The organism is Methylobacterium sp. E-025, from assembly GCF_022829705.1.
Lineage (GTDB): Bacteria > Pseudomonadota > Alphaproteobacteria > Rhizobiales > Beijerinckiaceae > Methylobacterium.
In genome coordinates, this window is sequence record NZ_JAKSYR010000086.1 from 17,439 (window position 1) to 32,197 (window position 14,759).

Annotated in this window: 14 protein-coding genes; 7 read left to right on the forward strand and 7 right to left on the reverse strand. The window is 70.0% G+C overall.

Going from position 1 to position 14,759, the window contains the following annotated elements:
• Positions 1-208: 208 nt before the first annotated feature.
• Positions 209-598: a hypothetical protein gene (locus MKK64_RS10415; protein WP_147843063.1), complete on the forward strand. Its 390-nt coding sequence runs from the start codon at positions 209-211 to the stop codon at positions 596-598.
• Positions 599-605: 7 nt separating this feature from the next.
• Here MKK64_RS10415 and MKK64_RS10420 read toward each other — a convergent pair whose 3' ends face one another.
• Positions 606-812 (reverse strand): hypothetical protein, encoded by a 207-nt coding sequence (locus tag MKK64_RS10420; protein WP_243934347.1) that lies wholly within the window; start codon positions 810-812, stop codon positions 606-608.
• Between the two features lie 145 nt (positions 813-957).
• Between MKK64_RS10420 and MKK64_RS10425 the strand changes: the two genes are divergently transcribed.
• Positions 958-1,536, forward strand: a complete 579-nt coding sequence (locus tag MKK64_RS10425) for a type 1 glutamine amidotransferase domain-containing protein (protein WP_243934348.1) — start codon at positions 958-960, stop codon at positions 1,534-1,536.
• A 79-nt stretch (positions 1,537-1,615) separates the two neighbouring features.
• On the opposite strand, the gene MKK64_RS10430 is transcribed toward MKK64_RS10425, so the two are convergent.
• From MKK64_RS10430 to MKK64_RS10440, 3 genes are all read right to left on the reverse strand, one after another.
• Positions 1,616-1,912 carry a hypothetical protein gene (locus MKK64_RS10430; protein WP_147725955.1) on the reverse strand — a complete coding sequence of 99 codons (297 nt, stop codon included), beginning with the start codon at positions 1,910-1,912 and terminating at the stop codon, positions 1,616-1,618.
• 356 nt (positions 1,913-2,268) lie between these two features.
• A complete protein-coding gene (locus MKK64_RS10435; protein ID WP_243934350.1) occupies positions 2,269-3,132 on the reverse strand; it encodes an NAD(P)-dependent oxidoreductase in 864 nt (287 codons plus the stop codon).
• Between the two features lie 95 nt (positions 3,133-3,227).
• Positions 3,228-4,430: a pyridoxal phosphate-dependent aminotransferase gene (locus tag MKK64_RS10440; protein ID WP_243934359.1), complete on the reverse strand. Its 1,203-nt coding sequence runs from the start codon at positions 4,428-4,430 to the stop codon at positions 3,228-3,230.
• A 184-nt stretch (positions 4,431-4,614) separates the two neighbouring features.
• Here MKK64_RS10440 and MKK64_RS10445 point away from each other — a divergent pair, with 184 nt between their 5' ends.
• Together MKK64_RS10445 and MKK64_RS10450 are read left to right on the forward strand one after the other, a co-directional pair.
• A complete protein-coding gene (locus tag MKK64_RS10445; RefSeq protein WP_243934471.1) occupies positions 4,615-5,637 on the forward strand; it encodes an LLM class flavin-dependent oxidoreductase in 1,023 nt (340 codons plus the stop codon).
• 173 nt (positions 5,638-5,810) lie between these two features.
• Positions 5,811-6,827, forward strand: a complete 1,017-nt coding sequence (locus tag MKK64_RS10450; protein WP_243934361.1) for a fumarylacetoacetate hydrolase family protein — start codon at positions 5,811-5,813, stop codon at positions 6,825-6,827.
• Positions 6,828-6,970: 143 nt separating this feature from the next.
• On the opposite strand, the gene cysN is transcribed toward MKK64_RS10450, so the two are convergent.
• Genes cysN through MKK64_RS10465 form a run of 3 tightly spaced genes read right to left on the reverse strand, consistent with a single transcriptional unit; the run spans position 6,971 to position 10,109 of the window.
• The gene (cysN, locus tag MKK64_RS10455) at positions 6,971-8,383 is read right to left on the reverse strand and encodes a sulfate adenylyltransferase subunit CysN (RefSeq protein WP_243934363.1); all 1,413 of its coding nucleotides are present in this window, start codon (positions 8,381-8,383) and stop codon (positions 6,971-6,973) included.
• The gene (gene cysD / locus MKK64_RS10460; protein WP_243934370.1) at positions 8,383-9,318 is read right to left on the reverse strand and encodes a sulfate adenylyltransferase subunit CysD; all 936 of its coding nucleotides are present in this window, start codon (positions 9,316-9,318) and stop codon (positions 8,383-8,385) included. The genes cysN and cysD overlap by 1 nt, the downstream gene beginning before the upstream one ends.
• Positions 9,315-10,109: a phosphoadenylyl-sulfate reductase gene (locus MKK64_RS10465; protein WP_243934372.1), complete on the reverse strand. Its 795-nt coding sequence runs from the start codon at positions 10,107-10,109 to the stop codon at positions 9,315-9,317. Before MKK64_RS10465 ends, cysD begins: the two co-directional genes overlap by 4 nt.
• A 234-nt stretch (positions 10,110-10,343) precedes the next feature.
• On the opposite strand from MKK64_RS10465, the gene MKK64_RS10470 reads away from it, so the two are divergent.
• The 3 genes from MKK64_RS10470 (at position 10,344) to MKK64_RS10480 (ending at position 14,726) form a co-directional block, all read left to right on the forward strand.
• On the forward strand, positions 10,344-10,859 hold the full coding sequence (locus MKK64_RS10470; RefSeq protein ID WP_147725948.1) for an Lrp/AsnC family transcriptional regulator: 516 nt from the start codon (positions 10,344-10,346) through the stop codon (positions 10,857-10,859).
• Between the two features lie 111 nt (positions 10,860-10,970).
• Entirely contained in the window at positions 10,971-12,743 is a 1,773-nt protein-coding gene (locus MKK64_RS10475; protein ID WP_243934374.1) for a sulfite reductase flavoprotein subunit alpha, read from the forward strand.
• Positions 12,744-12,929: 186 nt separating this feature from the next.
• The gene (locus tag MKK64_RS10480; protein ID WP_147726037.1) at positions 12,930-14,726 is read left to right on the forward strand and encodes an NADPH-dependent assimilatory sulfite reductase hemoprotein subunit; all 1,797 of its coding nucleotides are present in this window, start codon (positions 12,930-12,932) and stop codon (positions 14,724-14,726) included.
• The last annotated feature ends 33 nt before the right edge of the window (positions 14,727-14,759 follow it).

Here is a 14,759-nt window from a genome sequence, read left to right on the forward strand (position 1 = left end):
GGGTGGCAGGGCGTCGGGCAAGGAACCCGTAACCGGCGTCCGTCCCAGGGTTTGGGCCCCCACAACCCTATCTAAGGGCTCCCTGCGGCCGCAACAAGGCAGGGATGCAGGTTCTCGGCGTGCCCGGGCAAAAGCGGAGGCCCGGCGGCTGGGATTCTCGCGGGCCCCAGTGCATATAAGGGTTCGCGCTCAGGCTTTTAGGCGATCCATGGCAGGTATCTCGGTTTCGTTGGAAGGGGCCAACATCCAGCTCTCCTTCCAGAAGGACGATCAGGCGACCGCCGTGGTGATGGATGCCCGCGCCGCCCGCGCCCTCGTGCGCGCCGTCGGGCAACTGCTCACCGCCATCGACGAACCCGAGGAGCCCGACATGGCCGAGGAGATGGGCGACGAGGAGATCGCGATGCTCGACGTGACCTCCTCCGCGATCGAGATCGGCACCGACGACCAGGGCCAGGCCGTCGTCGCGCTCCAGGCCGGCGCCCTGCCGCCGTTCCAGCTGCGCCTGACCGACGAGGAGGCCCGTCACGTGGCGACGAGCCTGTCCGAGATCCTCGCGGCCCCGCGCGACGTGCGGGCGTCGCACGGCGGCCATTGATCCGTTCCTACATCCTGACGCCGGGATCGGTCGGGGCGCCGGGAAACACGTCCGGCTCCGAGCCGGGGCCGCCGGGCTCGTCGATGCCGGGATCGTTCACCGGATAGGGCGTGCGCGGCCCTGTCGGCCCGATATCGGGCATCTCGTCCGGCGGGACGGGCGGCGGAAGGTCCCCGGGGGTCGGATCGGGGGTCGGAAGGCCGGGATTGGCCATGCGCTGCCTCGTGCAGTTGGGAATAAGCTAGCCAACGGATCGCCTGCGCGAGGGTTCCGCGCATTCCTGGGTTGCCGGATCGTCGGGGAACCGCGGGGAGACGTCCCGGTTTGCCGGCCGACGTCATCCATCGGAGCGAACCGCCATGCCCGACATCAAGCAAGCCAAGGTCCTGATCCTCGCCACCGACGGGTTCGAGGAGACCGAGCTCACCGTCCCGCAGGCCAAGCTGCGGCAGGCCGGCGCGACGGTCCACGTCGCGTCGCCGAAATCGCGCGAGAAGCCGGAATCGATCCGTGGCTGGGACAAGACCGATTGGGGCAAGAACGTCGCGGTCGACCTCGACCTCGAGACCGTCGATCCGTCTGCCTACGATGCCCTCGTCCTGCCCGGCGGCCAGATCAACCCGGACAAGCTCCGCCTCGAGCCGAAGGCGTTGGAGGTGATCAAGGCCTTCGTGACCTCGGGAAAGGTTGTCGCCGCGATCTGCCACGCGCCGTGGCTGCTGATCGAGGTCGGCGCGGCGAAGGGCCGTGACCTGACCTCGTTCTCCTCGATCCGCACCGACGTGATCAATGCCGGCGCCCGTTGGCACGACCGCGAGGTCGTGACCGACCACGGCATCGTCACCAGCCGGAATCCCGGCGATCTCGATGCGTTCTCGACGAAGATCATCGAGGAGATCGCCGAAGGGCGGCACGAGCCCCGCTCCCTCGCCGCCTGATCGCGCGACGAGATCATGGAAGGCCGCCTGCCCTCTCGGCGGGCGGCATTTTTCGTCGAATGGAAGCCTCGTTCCTCGCTCAGCGCTTGGCGACGACGGCCTTCTGCGCCTTCGGCTTCAGGCCGGTGGTGCTGGCGATCAGCGCCGAGAGGTGATCCTGGTCGAGGTCCGCGGCCGCCTTCTGCGCCGGCTGGGCGGCGACGCGCTCGGGCTTGCGCGGCTCGATCGACCCGGTGGTCACCGGATCGGGCAGGCTCGCCAGAACCTGAGTGCTCGGCGCCGGATCGCGCTGGACCCGCAGCGCCCAATGGGCGGCGGTGGACAGCGCCGCGATCGCCAGGATCGCCTTGACGCCGCTGGTGAGGAACCCCCGCATGATGGTCAAGCCCGACAATACGCAGTGACACGCGACCGGTTCCCCGGCCCATTGCCACTGTTGCCGATGAGCGTGAACGAAATCCGAAGGTCGGCACCGGCTGCCGTCCCGGAACGGGGCGAAACTTGTGTGGGCCATGCGCCGGGTCCGCGGTTCCTGTTCCCCGCGCCTCCGACACGCCTGCAGCACCCCGGCCCACCAGGATTCACAGGAGCGGTCCAGAGAACTGGTCCGGGCCGCCCCGTCACTGCCGACCCCGCGTCCATGCAGGCCCGAGCGGGCTCGCGAAACCTTCAGGCGCATCGGCCGCGGGGACCGCCGATGTAGGTGAAGTGCAAAGAGCCGGCAACCGATGCTCAGGACGATCCGCGCGTCCGCGACGATCCGCCTGCCGCTTCGGCGAAGGCGAGGAGCGTGGCGACGTCGTCCTCGCCCTCGGGCGTCGCGAGATGCGCGAAGGTCTCGGCCGCCCCGGCGAAGATCGCGCCGCCGGCCGGGTCCGGCGCCAGGAAGTCGACGATCTCGTGCATTTCCGCGACCCAGCGGTAGGCCTTCGGCATCATGTCGGGAAACCCGCCGGCGAGGCGGGCGAGCAGCTCCGGCTCGCTCTCCGCCAGCTCCGCCCGCAGCGCGTCGGCGGCGCCCGCGCGCTCTGCGCCGAGGACCACCGCCGCGGCCACCGCCTTCAGGCCCTTGTTGATGCCGGCATAGGCCATCTTCAGGCCGGACGCCGCCCCGACGCCACCCGCGCAGGCCCGCATGTCGAGGCCGCATGCGCGCAGGGCCATCAGCGGCGCAAGGTCGTCACCGGCGACGTAGACCCGCGGCCCCTTCGCGCCGGGTTCAAGCGGGAGCCCGAGGATCGCACCATCGAGGAACGGCACGCCCGTGCCCGCGATGATCGCGGCGATGCCGTGCACCGTCGCCGGCGACACCGCATTGCAATCGACGTAGACCGGCTTTTTCGGCTGAGCCGCCAGGCTCGGGGCGAGGCGGACCGCGAGGCCGGCCGCATCGGCCGGCGGCACGATCGACAGGATCAGGTCGGCCGCGGCAATCTCCGCATCGTCGGCGTGGCTCATGCCGGCGGCCCGGGCGCGGTCGCGGGTCCCGGCGCTCCGTCCGGTCAGCGATGTCAGGACGCGGACGCCGTTCTCGGTGAGGCGGCGGGCGACCGCGCTTCCCATGGCGCCCGGGGCGATGACGGCGATGGTCGGCATCGAATCACCTCAAGCCATGGCCCGAACCACAGGGACGATCCGCGGCGGATCCGTATCGAAGTGGCGGGCACCCGATGGTGCCCGCCGTCGTCGTGCTAGCGCAGCGAGCCGCAGAAGCGCTGGATGCGGTTGCACGCTTCCTCCAGCGTCTTGGTCGAGGTGGCGTAGGAGATGCGCAGGTTCGGGCCGAGGCCGAAGGCCGAGCCGTGCACGGCGGCGACGCCCTCCGCCTGCAGCAGCTCGGTCACGAAGTCCTCGTCGGTGGCGAGGGTCTTGCCCGACGGGGTCGTGCGCCCGATCGTCTCGGCGCAGGACGGGTAGACATAGAACGCGCCCTCCGGCGTCGGGCATTGCAGGCCCTTGGTCTGGTTCAGCATCGAGACCACGAGGTCGCGCCGCTCCTGGAACGCCGCCTTGAACTGCGCGAGGTGCGCCTGCGTGCCGTCGAGCGCGGCCACCGCCGCCCATTGCGAGATCGAGGACGCGCCCGAGGTCTGCTGGCCCTGGACGAAGTCCATCGCCTTGATCAGCTTTTCCGGGCCGGCGGCGTAGCCGATGCGCCAGCCCGTCATCGCGTAGGCCTTCGAGACGCCGTTCATGGTCAGCGTGCGCTCGTAGAGGCCGGGCTCGATCTGCGCCGGGGTGACGAATTCGAAGTCACCGTAGGTCAGGTGCTCGTACATGTCGTCGGTGAGCACCCAGACGTGCGGGTACCTCATCAGCACGTCGGTGATCTTCTTCAGCTCGGCATGGCTGTAGGCGGCGCCCGAGGGATTCGACGGCGAGTTGAGGATGATCCACTTGGTCTTCGGCGTCAGCACCCGCTCCAGCTCCTCGGGCTGGAGCTTGAAGTCGTGCGCCATGTCGGTCTCGGCGAAGACCGGCGTGCCGCCGCAGAGCACCACCATCTCCGGGTAGGACACCCAGTAGGGGCGCGGGATCACGACCTCGTCGCCGGGGTTCAGCGTCGCCAGCAGCGCGTTGTAGATCACGTGCTTGCCGCCGGTGCCGACGATGGTCTGGGAGACCTTGTAGTCGAGCCCGTTCTCCCGCTTGAACTTCTTCACGATCGCTTCGCGCAGCGGCACGATGCCCGACACCGGCGGATACTTGGTCTCGCCCCGGGCGATCGCCTCGATCGCGGCCTGCTTGATGTGCTCGGGCGTGTCGAAGTCGGGCTCGCCGACCGACAGGCTGATCACGTCCATGCCGCCGGCTTTCAGGTCGCGCGCCTTCTGCGTCATCGCGATCGTCGCGGATGGTTTTACGCGCGAGAGGGCGTCGGCGAGAAAGCCCATGGTCGGGTGCTCCGGTTTTCATGCAGGTTTCGCCGTCCCGTGACGGCGGCGGGACCGTAGTCGCGGCTCCTGGGACGAGCAAGGCGCCGGCTCGGGGTTCGCCGGCAAACGTCACGCACGGGGTGCAGGGCTCGTGCTCGGCCGCCGCCTCGACGGCGGCTTCCGGCGACACCATCTCCTGGCGATGGCAACGCTCTCCGTCCTCGACCTGTCGTTCGTCGGTTCCGGCTCCAGCCCGGCTCAGGCGCTGCGCGACTCCCTCGACCTCGCCCGCCACGTCGACCGCCTCGGCTACGGGCGATACTGGCTCGCCGAGCACCATGCCCTGCCCTCGGTCGCGAGCCCGGCCCCCGACATCATGGTCGGCCAGATCGCGGCCGCGACCCGGACGATCCGGGTCGGCTCGGGCGGGATCATGCTGCCGAACCACGCGCCGCTGATGGTCGCCGAGCGCTTCAAGGTGCTGGAGGCGCTGTTTCCCGGGCGGATCGACCTCGGCCTCGGGCGCGCGCCCGGCACCGACGGCATCACCGCCCAGGCGTTGCGCCGGCGCGAGGCGCCGCGCGGCGGCGACGACTTCCTCGAGCGGCTGCAGGAGCTGATGCTGTGGGAGACCGGCGGCTTCCCCGAGGGCCATCCGTTCAACACCGTGACCGTGATGCCGGCCGGCGTGCCGCTGCCGCCGATCTTCCTGCTCGGGTCGTCCGACTACAGCGCGCATCTGTCCGCACGCCTCGGGCTCGGCTTCGCCTTCGCGCAGCACTTCGCCTCATTCGACGCGCGTGGCCCGATGCTCGACTATCGCCGCGGCTTCCAGCCCTCGCGGTGGGGCACCCGGCCCCATGCGATCCTCGCGGTCGCGGCCGTGTGCGCCGAGACCGAGGCACAGGCCGAGCGCCTGGCGCTCAGCACCCAGCTGGCGACGCTCCGGCGCGAGCGCGGCGAGTACGCGCCGATCCCGACGCTCACCGAGGCCGAAGCCTATCCCTACAGCGATGCCGAGCGCGCCCGCATCGCCCGCGGCCGAGACCGGTTGCATGTCGGCACGCCGGAGACTGTGCGCACCCTGCTCTCGGGCCTCGCCGAGGCGACGCAGGCCGACGAGATCATGGTGGTCTGCGCCGTTCCCGATCAGGAGGCCCGGCGGCGCTCCTACAGCCTGCTGGCGCAGGCCTGGGGACTCGCCGAGACGGCCGCGGCCGCGTGAATCGCCGGACGACATCCTGACCAGCCTGTCGCCTCGACCGGTCCCGGGCTCCTGACATCGATCCGGGATCGGCGCATCCTGGCGGTCTCGACGCGGCTTCGCGGCGTCGGGCACGCGGATGGCCCGTCGAAGGGCCGCCACCCAGGCATCGACGATCTCGGGAGGAGAGAACGATGGGCGATCGACGCGATTTCCTGAAGGCGACGGCCGGTCTCGCGGCCACCGCCATGGCCGCCCCGGTCGCGGCACGGGCCGCGGAGAAGCGGCCGCCCGCGCCGACCGCCTTCGGCATGCCGCGCGACATGATCCTGATCAACCTGCGCCGCGACGGCGGCTACGGCCTCGGCCTGAAGACCCCGGACGGCGTGCTCGACGTCGCCGCCGCCGGGAAGGCGGTCGGCCTGCCGGTGCCGGCCGACATGGACGACCTTCTGCAGAACGGGAAGGGCCCGATGCTGCGCGCGTTGATCGATGCGGTCGAGGCGGCCCCCGACCCGCGGCTGACGATCCCCGAGGACCGGATCGCCTACGCGCCGCTGGTCACCCGGCCGGAAAAGATCATCATGATGGGATTCAACTATCGCAAGCACGCCGAGGAGACGGGAACGCCGCCGCCGAAGGACCCGCCGCTGTTCAACAAGTACAACAACACGCTCAACCATCACGGCGGCACGATCCGGCTGCCGACGCAGGCGGCGCGCGAGTTCGACTACGAGACCGAGCTGGTGATCGTCTTCGGCCGGGAATGCCGCGACGTCTCGGAGGCCGACGCGCTCGACTACGTCGCCGGCTACGCCACCGGCAACGACTTCAGCGCCCGCGACCTGCAGACGCTGACCTCGCAGTTCATGATCGGCAAGACCTCGGACGGGTTCGCGCCGCTCGGGCCCTACCTCGTCACCGCCGACCGCGTGCCCGACCCGAACAACCTGCGCCTCGTGACCAAGGTCAACGGCGCGGTGCGGCAGGACTGGACGACCGCGGACATGATCTTCAACTGCCGCCAGCTGATCAGCTTCGCTTCGAAGGTGATGACCATCAAGCCGGGCGACGTCTTCTACACCGGCACGCCGCAGGGGGTGATCTTCGGCGAGAAGATCCCGCGGGCGGAGCGGCAATGGCTGAAGCCGGGCGACGTCATCGTGTCGAGCCTCGAAGGGCTGGGCGAGCTGCAGTTCAGCCTGGTCTGACCGGCGTTCGGAAATACCGATCCGCCCGCACTCCGCGGTCCTTACCGCTTGCGGGAACGACGTGGCTCCGTACCGGCAACCGAGGGATCGCGCGGATCACCGCGCGGTCCTCTTATCCCGTCTACGGCCGAGGCCGCCGCGTCTCAGCCGCCGAACAACCCGCGCAGGCGGCTGAGGAAGCCGCCGGTCGGGGTCGTCGCGGCGGCGGCGGCGCTCGTCGGCGCGGCCGCGGCCGCCCGCGTCGGCGCCTGAACCAGCCCCAAAGCCGCCGTGTCCGTGCTCTCGCGATCGATCAGGATCAGGCCGCCGGTGTCGCGGGTCTCGGCGTAGGGGTCGAACGGCACCGCGCGGTCGAGCTTGAGCGTGACATCGGCGACGTCGTTGGCGACGAGCTTCTCGGCCGGGCCGGGCTGCCCGGTCTCGGGGTCGATGCGGTTGCGGATGCGGTCCACCACGGCGTTGGCCGTGACGGTGCCGACCTTGGCGAGCAGCGCCGTGCCGGGGGCGAGCTCGGTCTCGGCGGCCCAGAACAGGCGTACGTCGAGGGTGTCGGAGACCTGCATCGGATGCGAGGCGGCGGCGATGACGCTGCCGCGCGAGGCGTCGACCTCGTCGGCGAGCACCAGGGTGACCGACTGGCCCTCTTGGGCGCTGGCGAGATCGCCGTCCGGGCCGACGATCCGCGCCACCGTGGAGGTGCGCGCAGACGGGGCGATCGCCACCGGGTCGCCCGGCTTCACCGTGCCGGCGGCGATGAGGCCCGAGAACCCGCGGAACTCAGAGTTCGGGCGGTTGACCCACTGCACCGCCATGCGGAACGGCGCGGCCAGCGCCTCCTCGTGCACCGGCACGCTCTCGAGATAGGCCAGCAGCGGGCCACCCTGGTACCACGGCGCGGAGACCGCCGGCAGCACGACGTTGTCGCCGTTCTTGGCCGAGAGCGGGATCGCCCGGACCTCGACGAAGCCGAAATCGCGGGTGAAGGCGGAGAAGCCCGCCACCAGCCCGTCGAAGGTGGCTTGCGACCAGCCGACGAGGTCCATCTTGTTGATGGCGAGCACGACGCGGCGGATGCCGAGCATCGAGACCAGCAGGGCATGGCGCCGGGTCTGGCGGGTCAGGCCCTGGCGGGCGTCGACCAGGATCACAGCCACGTCGGCGGTCGAGGCGCCGGTGGCCATGTTGCGGGTGTACTGCTCGTGGCCTGGCGTGTCGGCGACGATGAACGAGCGCTTGTCGGTGGAGAAGAACCGATAGGCGACGTCGATGGTGATGCCCTGCTCGCGCTCGGCCTGGAGGCCGTCGACGAGAAGCGCCAGGTCGACCTCCTGCCCTTGCGTGCCGTGCTTCTTCGAATCGCGCTGAAGCGCGGTGATCTGGTCGTCGAAGATCTGCTTGGTGTCGTGCAGCAGGCGGCCGATCAGCGTCGACTTGCCGTCGTCCACCGAGCCGCAGGCGATGAAGCGCAGGACTTCCTTGCTCTGATGCGCGGCCAGGAACGACGCGTAGCCGAACTCGGGCGCGTCGAACGCGTCCTTGGAGGGGTGGACCGTCATCAGAAGTAGCCTTCCTGCTTCTTGCGCTCCATGGCGCCGGCGCCGTCCTTGTCGATCACCCGGCCCTGCCGCTCCGAGGTGCGGGCGGCCAGCGTCTCGCCGATGATCGCCGGCAGCGTGTCGGCGCCGCTCTCGACCGCGCCGGTGAGCGGATAGTCGCCGAGCGTGCGGAAGCGGACCTTGCGCAAGGTCGGCGTCTCGCCGGGCTCCAGCGGCAGGCGGTCGTCGTCGACCATGATCAGCTGCCCGTCGCGCTCGACCACCGGCCGCGGCTCTGCGAAGTAGAGCGGCACGATCGGGATCCGCTCCTGCTCGATGTAGAGCCAGATATCGAGTTCGGTCCAATTGGAGAGCGGGAAGATGCGCAGGCTCTCGCCGCGCTTCTTGCGCAGGTTGTAGAGGTGCCAGGGCTCGGCCCGCTGGCGCTTCGGGTCCCAGCGGTGCTGGGCCGTGCGCAGGGAGACGATCCGCTCCTTGGCGCGCGAGGCCTCCTCGTCGCGGCGGGCGCCGCCGAAGGCCGCGTCGAACTTGTGCTTGTCGAGCGCCTGCCGCAGCGCCTGCGTCTTCATCACGTCGGTGTGGACTTCCGAGCCGTGGCTGATCGGGCCGACGCCGCGGGCGAGCCCGTCCTGGTTGGTGTGGACGATCAGGTCGAGGCCGAGCTCCTTCGCGCGGGTGTCGCGGAAGGCGATCATCTCGCGGAACTTCCAGGTCGTGTCGATGTGCATCAGCGGGAACGGCAGGCGGCCGGGGGCGAACGCCTTCAGCGCCAGGTGCAGCAGCACCGACGAATCCTTGCCGATCGAGTAGAGCATCACTGGGTTCTCGGTCTCGGCGACCGTCTCCCGGAAGATGTGGATGCTCTCGGCTTCCAGCCGCTGCAGGTGCGTGAGGCGGCTGCCGGCTTGCGCCTGGATCGCGGGTGCGGCGCTCATCGGGCCATCTCCGGTCTGTGGGATTGCGTGGTCTCGAATGCCGCGGCTTCCTCGCCGGGCGCGACGTCGGCCTCGGGCACGTGGACGTGCAAACCGCATTCCTTCTTGGATTCCTGCTCCCACCACCAGCGGCCGGCACGCTCCGGCTCGCCGACGCGGACGGCACGGGTGCACGGGGCGCAGCCGATGGAGGGGAAGCCGCGATCGTGCAGCACGTTGTAGGGCACGTAGTTGTCGCGCACGAAACGGTCGACGTCCTCGCGCGTCCAGTCGGCCAGCGGATTGAGCTTGATCAAGTTGCGGCTCTCGTCGAACTCCGCGAGCGGCGTGTCGGCGCGGTTGGCGGACTGGCCGGCGCGCAGGCCGGTGAGCCAGCCGGCCGCCCCGTCGAGGGCGCGGCCCAGCGGCTCGACCTTGCGGAAGCCGCAGCAGGCCTGCCGCGCCTCGACCGAGTGGCGGAAGCCGTTGATACCGGACTCGCGCACGAACGCTTCCTCGGATCGCCGCTCGGGGGCGTAGGCGCGGATGCGGATGCCGTAAGCCGATTCCGTCTCCGCCCAGACGTCGTAGGTCTCGGGATAGAGCCGCCCGGTATCCAGGGTGACGATCTCGGTCCGGCCCTTGGCCATCGCGAGCGCGTGCGTCAGCGCCTGATCCTCGATGCCGAGGCTCGTGGTGAAGACGAGGCGTCCGGAAATCGTCGCCTCGATCAGCGCGATCCGCCCCTTGAGGTCGAGGAGCTTGAGCTGGGCGGCGAGATCGGCCGCCGCCTGGGGGGTGGGAAGGGTCATCGCCTGTTCGTTCGCGGGCCGGGTCGTGCCAGGGGCACTGGTTGTTCCCTGAGATGTTCGCTATAACGAACGGTGTCAAGGCGCCGCCGCGAGGCCCGGATTCCCTGCGCTGCGATGCAGTAAGCCCTGGCAACACGCCGCAATCGGGATCGGTTGCGCGGAAATGGAAGTTCCTTCTCATGGGCGCCCTGCATGGGCCGCATGGCGAAGCGACGTCGAGATGCGAGGTTGGCCGTGGATTCGATCGATCTGAAGATCCTGGCGCTGCTGCAGACGGACGCGACCCTGTCGATCGCCGCGATCGGCGAGCGGGTCGGCCTGTCGCAGACCCCGTGCTGGAAGCGCATCCAGCGCCTCGAGGCCGACGGGGTGATCGACCGCCGCGTCGCCGTGCTTGACCCGGTCAAGCTCGGCCTCGGGCTCACCGTGTTCGTCTCGATCGAGACCGCCGACCATTCGCGCGAGTGGCTGGAGCGATTCGCCGGCACCGTCTCGGCGATGCCCGAGGTGCTGGAATTCTACCGCATGGCCGGCGATGTCGATTACATGCTCCGCGTCGTCGTGGCCGACATGAGCGCCTACGACACGTTCTATAAGCGCCTGATTGCGACGCTGCCGTTGAAGAACGTCACCTCGCGCTTCGCGATGGAGAAGGTGAAGTCGACGACGGCCCTGCCGCTGCCCGCGCCACCGACGAACGGCCGCCAGATCCAGGGATTGCCGCCGACCCTCGTGGCGGTCGGAGAATAAAGTTCTTTTTTGCGCCGCAACGACGATCGACTCCTTCTCCAAATCAAGCGTTCTGTAAAACGGACGTTTTCCCGTTGACAGGGGCCTTCCGCCCCACGACATGGTCTTCCGATGTCACGCCAAAGCCTTCTTCCCCGCACCGCGCCGTTCGGCGACAGCGAGCGGGCCAGCCTCGACGCCGTGCTCGGCAGCGCCACCGCGATCCAGCGCGCCTGGCTCGCCGGCTTCCTCGCCGGGATCGACGCGGCCGGCGGGCAGCCTGCGGCGGCACCGGCCGCTCCGCCGAAGGCCGCCGAGCCGCTGACGATCATCTACGCCAGCGAATCCGGCAACTGCGAGGCCCTGGCCGGCACCGTCGCCAAGCTCGCGCGCAAGCAGGGCTTCAAGCCGAAGGTCATCGACTTCGCCGACCTCGACCTCGCCGTGCTGCCGAAGGCCGGCAAGCTCGTCGCCATCGCTGCGACCTGGGGCGAAGGCGAGCCGCCCGCCCGCGCGACCCACGCCTACAACGCCCTGATGGGCGACGGCGCCCCGCGCCTCGACGGCGTCGAGTTCGCGGTGCTCGCGCTCGGCGACACCTCCTACGCCGAGTTCTGCGCCATCGGTAAGGCGCTCGACGCGCGCTTCGAGGCGCTGGGCGGCAAGCGGGCGGCCGAGCGCGCCGACCTCGACCTCGACTACGAGACGCCGGCCGCCGCCTGGATCAAGGACACGCTGAAGGCGCTGGCGCCGGCCCCGGTCGCCGCCGACAACGTCGTGGCGGTCGACTTCGCCCGCGCCACGGCTGCCGAGGACGAGGATGCCGAGCCGAGCCGCGAGCCGGTCGTGGTCGAGGTGGTCGAGCACGTGAACCTCAACTCGTCGCGCTCGGACAAGGAGACGATCCACCTCGCGCTGGCCTTCGAGGACGGCGCGCCCGCCTACGAGCCCGGCGACTCGCTCGAGATCTACCCGGAGAACGACCCGGCCCTGGTCGAGGAGATCCTGAAGGCGACCGGCCTGACCGGCGACGAGGCCCTACGCCGCTCGCTGCTCGCCGAGCGCGACATCACCACCCTCTCGGCCGCCACGGTCGAGCGCTTCGTGAAGGCGACCGGGCACGACGAGGCCAAGCGGCTGATCGAGAGCGGCGAGGTCCGCGCCTGGATCGAGGGCCGCCACCTCATCGACCTGATCGAGACCTACCCGGCGGCCCTGACCGCCGAGCATCTCGGCGGCATCACCCGTCCGCTGCCGCCGCGCGCCTACTCGATCGCCTCCTCGCGCAAGGAAGTCGACGACGAGGTCCACCTTGTGATCGCCGCCGTGCGGTACGAGACCCACGGCCGGGCGCGGACCGGAGTCGCCTCGACCCACGTCGCCGACCGGATGTCGGACGGCGCCAAGCTCCGGGTCCGCCTGAAGCCGAACCGCCACTTCCGCCTGCCCGCCGACCCGGCGACCGACATCATCATGGTCGGGCCCGGCACCGGCGTCGCCCCGTTCCGCGCCTTCGTGCAGGAGCGCCGCGCGGTCGAGGCCACTGGCCGCTCCTGGCTGTTCTTCGGCGACCGGCACTTCACCCACGACTTCCTGTACCAGCTCGAATGGCAGGAGGCGCTGGAGGACCGCTCGCTTACCAAGATCGACGTGGCGTTCTCGCGCGACCAGCCGGAGAAGCTCTACGTGCAGCACCGCATCGACCAGCATCGCGAGGAACTGGTGGAGTGGCTGGAGGGCGGCGCGCACCTCTACGTCTGCGGCGACGCCAAGGCGATGGCCAAGGACGTCCGCGTCGCGGTCGAGAACGCCTACGCGGCGGTGAAGGGCCTGAGTGCCGACGATGCCGCAGCGGCGGTGTCGGCCCTTGAGCGCGCCGGCCGTTACCAGCAGGACGTGTACTGACGCCACCTCTTCCCTCTCCCCCCTGCGGGAGAGGGTGGCCCGCGAAGCGGGTCGGGAGAGGGGAGCGACGATGCCGGATACGGCGCTCCCCTCTCCCGACCCCTGCTGACGCAGGGGCCACCCTCCCCCGCAAAGGGGGGAGGGAGATGCGTCGGCAGTCGAAACGAATCGAGACGGATCACCGCCATGGACGACCACAAGCCTGCTTCCGAGCGCGTCTACGAGACCCCGCCGACCGGCCGCCCGATCGACGAGGCGGAGGCCGCGCGGGCGGCGGGGCTCGCGCACAACGAGCACCTGAAGATCGCCAGCGGCTATCTCCGCGGCGGTCTCGCCGACGGGCTGCTCAAGCACGCCACCGGCGCGATCTCCGACGATGACGGCCAGCTCGTGAAGTTCCACGGGATGTACCTGCAAGACGATCGCGACCTGCGCCCGGAGCGGACCAAGAAGAAGCTCGACAAGGCCTACGCCTTCATGATCCGCCTGCGCATCGCCGGCGGCGTCATCAGCCCGAAGCAGTGGCTGGCGCTGGACGACATCGCCACGACCTATGCCGGCGACGCGATCCGCGCGACGACGCGCCAGACCTTCCAGTATCACGGCGTGATCAAGTCGAACCTCAAGCGCACCATGGCGGCGATCGACGCCGCGCTGCTCGACACCATCGCCGCCTGCGGCGACGTCAACCGCAACGTCATGGCCGCGACCAACCCGGCCCAGACCCACGCGCACGCCGCGGCCTACGAGCTGGCCAAGGACATCTCCGATTCGCTGCTGCCGCGGACCAATGCCTGGCGCGAGATCTGGCTCGACGGCGAGAAGGTCGTCGGCGGCGAGGAGGAGTTCGAGCCGGTCTACGGCAAGACCTACCTGCCGCGGAAGTTCAAGATCGTCGTCGCGGTGCCGCCCTCGAACGAGGTCGACGTGTTCGCGCACGACCTCGGCTTCATCGCGATCCTCGACAAGGCCAACAAGCTCACCGGCTGGAACGTCACCGTCGGCGGCGGCATGGGCATGACCCACGGCGAGCCGGACACCTTCCCGCGCACCGCCGACCTGATGCTGTTCTGCAAGCCGGACGAGGCGGTGAAGGTCGCCGAAGCGGTGATGACGGTGCAGCGCGACTGGGGCAACCGCACCAACCGCAAGAACGCCCGGCTCAAGTACACGATCGAGCGCTACGGCCTGAAGGCGTTTCGCGCCGAGGTCGAGAAGCGCGTCGGCAAGGCCTTCGCCGACCCGAAGCCGTTCACCTTCACCGGTAACGGCGACCGCTACGGTTGGACCGAAGGCGACGACGGCCGCCATCACCTGACGCTGTACGTGCCGTCGGGCCGGATCAAGGATTACGAGGACGGCCCCAAGTTCCTGAGCGGCCTGCGCCGGATCGCCACCGAGCACGAGGGCGACTTCCGCCTCACCGGCAACCAGAACGTGATCATCGCCAACGTGCCCTCCGAGAAGCGGGCGGCGATCGAGGCGCTGGTCGACGAATACGGCCTGACCAAGGGCGCCGGCGCCCTGCGGCGCAATTCGATCGCCTGCGTCGCGCTGCCGACCTGCGGCCTCGCCCTGGCCGAGAGCGAGCGCTACCTGCCCGACCTGATGACCGAGCTGGAGGCGAGCCTCGCCCGCCACGGCCTGCAGGACGACGAGATCACGATCCGCTCGACCGGCTGCCCGAACGGCTGCGCCCGCCCGTTCATCGCCGAGATCGGCCTCGTCGGCCGCGGCCCCGAGCGCTACCACCTCTACCTCGGCGCCGCCTTCGACGGCTCGCGGCTGGGCAAGCTCTACCGCGAGGACGTGAAGGCCGACGAGATCCGCGACACCCTCGACCCGCTCTTCGCCGACTACGCGCGCGGCCGCAATCCGGGCGAGCGCTTCGGCGACTACCTCGTCCGCGCCGGCCACGTGGCGAAGACCACCAACGGGCCCGACTTCCACGACAACATCGGCGCGCTGAAGCCCGCCGCCTGACGCGAAACCGCCTCCGCGCCGCGAGCGTTCGGA

Coding starts and splice junctions, on each gene's coding strand:
- MKK64_RS10415 (WP_147843063.1), top strand. CDS start 209: ATGGCAGGTATCTCGGTTTCGTTGGAAGGGGCCAACATCCAGCTCTCC.
- MKK64_RS10420 (WP_243934347.1), bottom strand. CDS start 812: ATGGCCAATCCCGGCCTTCCGACCCCCGATCCGACCCCCGGGGACCTT.
- MKK64_RS10425 (WP_243934348.1), top strand. CDS start 958: ATGCCCGACATCAAGCAAGCCAAGGTCCTGATCCTCGCCACCGACGGG.
- MKK64_RS10430 (WP_147725955.1), bottom strand. CDS start 1,912: ATGCGGGGGTTCCTCACCAGCGGCGTCAAGGCGATCCTGGCGATCGCG.
- MKK64_RS10435 (WP_243934350.1), bottom strand. CDS start 3,132: ATGCCGACCATCGCCGTCATCGCCCCGGGCGCCATGGGAAGCGCGGTC.
- MKK64_RS10440 (WP_243934359.1), bottom strand. CDS start 4,430: ATGGGCTTTCTCGCCGACGCCCTCTCGCGCGTAAAACCATCCGCGACG.
- MKK64_RS10445 (WP_243934471.1), top strand. CDS start 4,615: ATGGCAACGCTCTCCGTCCTCGACCTGTCGTTCGTCGGTTCCGGCTCC.
- MKK64_RS10450 (WP_243934361.1), top strand. CDS start 5,811: ATGGGCGATCGACGCGATTTCCTGAAGGCGACGGCCGGTCTCGCGGCC.
- cysN (WP_243934363.1), bottom strand. CDS start 8,383: ATGACGGTCCACCCCTCCAAGGACGCGTTCGACGCGCCCGAGTTCGGC.
- cysD (WP_243934370.1), bottom strand. CDS start 9,318: ATGAGCGCCGCACCCGCGATCCAGGCGCAAGCCGGCAGCCGCCTCACG.
- MKK64_RS10465 (WP_243934372.1), bottom strand. CDS start 10,109: ATGACCCTTCCCACCCCCCAGGCGGCGGCCGATCTCGCCGCCCAGCTC.
- MKK64_RS10475 (WP_243934374.1), top strand. CDS start 10,971: ATGTCACGCCAAAGCCTTCTTCCCCGCACCGCGCCGTTCGGCGACAGC.
- MKK64_RS10480 (WP_147726037.1), top strand. CDS start 12,930: ATGGACGACCACAAGCCTGCTTCCGAGCGCGTCTACGAGACCCCGCCG.